At 32.8% G+C, this 2,550-nt stretch carries 2 protein-coding genes; both read left to right on the top strand.

What is annotated here, in order from left to right; all coding sequences use genetic code 11:
- The coding region (rhaI, locus tag AA81_RS13680) for an L-rhamnose isomerase (RefSeq protein WP_211292737.1) at positions 1–1,181 on the top strand (1,181 nt) is incomplete at its 5' end.
- Between the two features lie 68 nt (positions 1,182–1,249).
- Positions 1,250–2,550, top strand: a 1,301-nt coding sequence (locus tag AA81_RS13675) for a family 78 glycoside hydrolase catalytic domain (RefSeq protein ID WP_169999818.1), incomplete at its 3' end; no start/stop codon positions are given.

The raw sequence follows: 2,550 nt of genomic DNA, 5'->3' as shown, positions 1-2,550 counted from the left end.
TTCAGAAGAAACAAGGAGGAACAATGATGGAGTTAACTGAGATAAAAGAAAAAATAAAAAATTTTAAAGTAGAAGTCCCCTCATGGGGGTTTGGAAAATCTGGAACAAGATTTCATGCTTTTCATATTCCTGGTGAAGCCAGAAATGTTTATGAAAAAATTGATGACGCTGCATTTGTAAACAAAATAACCGATGCTGTATCTGCTGTTGCAATACATATACCGTGGGACAAAGTTGAAGATTATAAGGTTTTAAAAGAGTACGCAGAAGAAAAAGGGGTAAAAATAGGTGCAGTAAATCCAAATTATTTTGAAGACGAAGACTACCTATTTGGTTCACTAAGTAATTCTAACTTAAAAATAAGGCAAAAAGCTATTGATCAAACCTTTGAATGTATAGAAATAATGAAAGAAACAAATTCAAAAATTTTATCCATGTGGATCCCAGATGGTTCTAATTATCCTGGACAGATTGATTTCAATAAATCTTTTGAATTACTGGAAGATTCATTAAAACAAATTACAAAACATTTAGAAAAAGATATGACTATGCTTTTAGAATATAAATTCTTTGAACCTGCCTTTTATTCAACACTACTATTCGATTGGGGAACTTCATATATGTTGTCGAAAGAATTAGGTGAAAATATGAAGGTACTTGTTGATTTAGGCCATCATCCCCAAGGAACGAACATTGAATTTATAGTTTCTTTGTTATCTCAAAAAAATAAGTTAGGTGGATTTCACTTCAATTCAAGAAAATACGCAGATGATGATTTAACTGTTGGTTCTCTCAATCCGTATGAATTATTTCTAATCTTCGTTGAGCTCAACAAATTTTTTGATCTTTCTGCGGAAAGTCAAAACCAAAAAATCAGCTTGGTATTAGATCAAAGTCACAATGTAAAACCAAAAATCCCTGCAGTAGTACAGTCCTTAAATAATCTACAAATCACCTATGCAAAGTCTCTACTAGTGGATTATGAAAAATTGAAACAAGCTCAAGAAAATCATGACGTTGTAGCGTCAGAAGAAACTTTAAAAGAAGCCTACGAAACAGATGTAAGAGAAATCTTAAGGGAGGTGAGAAAAGAAAAAGGATTACCTGAGGATACGATAAAATACTTAAAGGAGTGTGATGAGTACTGGAAGATGGTGAAGGAAAGAGAATCGGCATATTAAATTGATTTGTTAGCCATCTGAGAGAAATAGGATAAAAACATTTTTTTGTATCAAAAGGAGAAACCAATATGAAAATTGATGTTAGAAATATGTATACAACATACGCTATAAATCCTTTAGCTTTAAAAGATACAAGGCCCAGGCTGTCGTGGGTAGTTGAAACCAGTGAAAGGAGAAAAAAACAAAGTGCCTATCGAGTTTTAATATCATCATCTCAACAGCTCATTGAACAAAATGAAGGAAATATATGGGATACCCATAAAATTGAAAGTGAAGATAATTACTGCTACTATAGCGGTGAAGAATTGGAAAGTTTCAAAAGGTATTACTGGAAAGTTAAAATATGGGATGAAAAAGGAGAGGAAAGCACTTGGAGTAAAACATCTTTTTTTGAAACAGGACCTTTGAATAAAAGTGATTGGAAAGCAAAATGGATCACAAAAAGAGATTTAAAAACCTTCTATTCTGCAGGCGATTTTAGCACAGAAAAATTCAAGCACTACCATGCTGCATATTTTAGAAAAACATTTGAAATTAAAAATGAGGTACAGAGTGCTAGAGCATATATTAGCGGGCTAGGGTTCTATGAACTTTATCTAAATGGAGAAAAAGTAGGAAATAATGTTCTTGATCCTGGACAATCAGAATATTCCAAAGAAGCTTTGTTTAATGTTTACAATATTACTTCTTTTATTACAGAGCAGAATTGTGTAGGAGTGATTTTAGGTAATGGAAGACATTTAGAACAATTTGGATATTCGAAACCAAAACTTATAATTCAAATATTGCTCGAATACGTAAATGGAGAAAAAGAATATATATTAAGTGATGAAAGTTGGGGTTCATCTCATGGACCGTTGCAGGAAAATGGAATGTATTACGGTGAAAAATACGACGGAACATTAGAAATGCCAGATTGGTGCACTTACCATTTTGATGCTTCAAATTGGGAAGAAGTAGAAGTTACAGAAGGCCCAAATTTGAGATACCAAAATATGCCACCAATTAGAGTCACAAAAATTCTCAAACCCATAAAAATGTACACACTAAAACCAGGTGTATTCGTATATGATTTTGGTCAGAACTTTACAGGTTGGGTAAAAATTAATGTATCTGGTCCTAAAGGTACACAATTAAAACTAAGACATAGCGAACTAGTCAATGAAGATGGCTCTTTAAAAACTAATACATTGCGTAAAGCTGAAGCTACAGATATATATATCCTAAAAGGCGAAGGTAAAGAAAGCTACGAACCACGATTTACTTACCATGGTTTTAGATATGTGGAAGTGAGTGGATCACCATTTGTTCCTACAATAGATAATATAGAAGGACGCTTTATTCATTCGGATGTAGAAAAGGTTGGTGA

Source organism: Petrotoga halophila DSM 16923, from assembly GCF_002924615.1.
The sequence above is the reverse complement of the archived record's forward strand: the minus strand, read 5'-3'. Positions and strand labels throughout refer to the sequence as shown.